The following is a 2,260-nucleotide window of genomic DNA, read 5'->3' on the forward strand; positions in this document are numbered from 1 at the left end:
TGACCATCCTCGCGGGAACCCCACGGCCGCCCACCGGGACATCGGTGGGCACCAGCCTGGACTTCCGCTGTCCGCCAGCCTCGCCATCCGCTGTCCGCCCAACAAGGTCACTTCGTGGCCGTTGACAGCCGGGTAAGGGCGAGGTCCGATCGGAGCGTGGAGTCGTCGGCTTGGGGCAGGTGCCGATCAGCACGGTGCGAGGCTCGCGCCGCTGCTGGCGCTGGTTCGGGCTCGCAGACCGCTGATTCCCGTGTCCTGCCCGCAGTGACCGGAGACGGAGTCGATGTCTGCACCGGCTAGGTCAATGAGACGGGGTCGAGGGTGTGCCGGAGCGTCTTGTCGGTGAGCTGACGTGCGCCTTCGGTGGCTGTCGGACTGGCCGTCAGGCGGGTGCTGATGGGGTCCTGGAATGCGAAGGCGGCTGGTTCGTCGCGGCCTGTGGTGGCGTGGACGATCTGTGTGACGGCGGTGATCGCGACGCCGTCGGCGAGCCTGCTCCGTATTCGGTGCTGACGGAGCAGGCCCGCGCGGCGGCCGCACGTGGTTCGATCTGCGTTCCGCTCCCCGCCATCGGTTCTGACCGGCCCCCGTCGGGGTGCGGCGGTCAGCCCGGCAGCCACGGGCGCGGGCGTGCCGGGCGGACCTGGCCGGGCGGGGGAACCGGTCAGCTGTTCGGGATCTGGCCCGAGCAGTTGGAGACCCAGGTGGTCTCCGCGGTGGCGCTCTCGCCGGCATGGTGCAGGGCGACGATGAGGTCCTCGATTTCGGTGATCAGGGAGTGGCCGGTCTGCGGACCGACGATGCCGTCCACGCTGTCGCCGTAGGTGCTCTGGAACTTCTCGACCGCGGCGGTGGTGAGGGAGCCGTAGCTGCCGTCCACCGCGAGGCCGTAGCCGAAGAAGTCCAGGCCTTGCTGGACGCACTTGACGCCCGCGGTGTCGGTGCTGCCGGGGCCGATGTCGCTGACCGCGAACGCCGAGCCGACGCCGAGGCCGAGCACGCCGACGGCGACGGTCCCGACCACCGCGAGCCGCTTGGCTCGTGTACTGACCTTCATGCTCAATGTCCTTTCCGAACGGTGAGCCGCGTCAGCAGATTTCCATCTGCCCAGACGAGGCCGCGGACGATGACCTCTCCATCAATGCACAGGGCACTGATATGAGACGCCACGCCGAAGTCTTGGGTACGGCAGTGTATGGAACAACGGCGGCCGCGTTGAGCCTTGGCCACGCTTCAGCAACATTTCAGCACGCTCCCGTTATAATGATGAGACGGGAGTCCATTGACATACCAGAGCTCTCATTCTCTCGCGTATTTCGCGGAAACAGGCTCCTTCATCGTGCCTCACCCTCCGTGCGTCAGCGGACCTCGGTGATCTCGGCCGGAAGCCGGCTGTGCAGGAGCGGAGCCGGTCGAGGATGTGCTGTTCGCGGATGAAGGCCTGTGCCGGACCAGGGCGGCGTGGGCCGGCAGGGTTGCCTCGTCCGTGTCGGCAGCGGTAGGCGGGGTGGTTGTGGGACCAGGTGGCTTCCATGGCGCGTCCGCACTCGGCACAGGCGAGCAAGCCGGTGAGCCTGTTGTGGTGTTCGGCGGCGGCGCGGGAGACGCGTTGGTTCTGGACGGTGAGAAAGTCGGGGACCGAGACGAGCGGCGGGTGGCTGGGGCGGTGGGAGATGGTCCACTGGTCGGGTGTGGTGTGGTTACGGCCCTTGGTGCGTCCCAGGGCGGGGTTCTCGGAGTCGATCAGGACGCGGATGGTCTTCTCCTTTCCCCAGACGCTGTAGCCGGTGTAGACCGGGTTGATCAGGATGGCGCGCACAGCTCCCTCGGTTCACGCCTGGCCCGAACGGTGCGGGTTGCGCTCCCGGTCGGCGGCCGAGGGCCAGGGCACTCCCATCTCGGTCAGTGCCTGCACGATGCGCGCGTAGCTGTAGCCCTCGAGCCGGGCTTGGAACATCCAGGCGACGATGGGGGGCGAAGTCGGGGTGGGGTGCGAGTTGTTGGAGGGTGACGCCGCGGCAGGCCAGGCGCCGGTTGGGGTGGGGGCCGATGTCGATCAGCAGGTAGCCGAAGGGCGGGCGTCCGCCCATGAACCGGGTGAGGTCGCGGACGGCGTACTCCATCGCCGCCAGGGCTAGGAGCGTGGGTCAGTAACGGATGTGGTGTTGAGCGGGCGCCAGGTGGTGCGGGTGTGGGTCTGGCGGAATCCGGCGTGTTCCAGATTGGTGTGGCTTGCTGATCCGTAGGCGACGGTCACGAC

The 2,260-nt window shown here is 68.1% G+C and carries 3 protein-coding genes; all 3 read right to left on the minus strand.

Features of this window, described 5'->3' with window-relative positions; genetic code table 11:
• Positions 1 to 664: 664 nt before the first annotated feature.
• Positions 665 to 1,057, minus strand: a complete 393-nt coding sequence (locus tag KDL01_RS40575; protein ID WP_212534047.1) for a peptidoglycan-binding domain-containing protein — start codon at positions 1,055 to 1,057, stop codon at positions 665 to 667.
• Between the two features lie 201 nt (positions 1,058 to 1,258).
• Complete coding sequence (locus tag KDL01_RS47135; RefSeq protein WP_212534048.1) at positions 1,259 to 1,819, minus strand: recombinase zinc beta ribbon domain-containing protein; 561 nt, start codon at positions 1,817 to 1,819, stop codon at positions 1,259 to 1,261.
• Between the two features lie 12 nt (positions 1,820 to 1,831).
• Positions 1,832 to 1,957, minus strand: coding sequence for a recombinase family protein (locus tag KDL01_RS47140; RefSeq protein WP_246577675.1), 126 nt, complete (start codon positions 1,955 to 1,957; stop codon positions 1,832 to 1,834).
• Positions 1,958 to 2,260: the final 303 nt, after the last annotated feature.

The organism is Actinospica durhamensis (assembly GCF_018139695.1).
In the GTDB taxonomy this organism is placed as follows: Bacteria; Actinomycetota; Actinomycetes; order Streptomycetales; family Catenulisporaceae; genus Actinospica; species Actinospica durhamensis.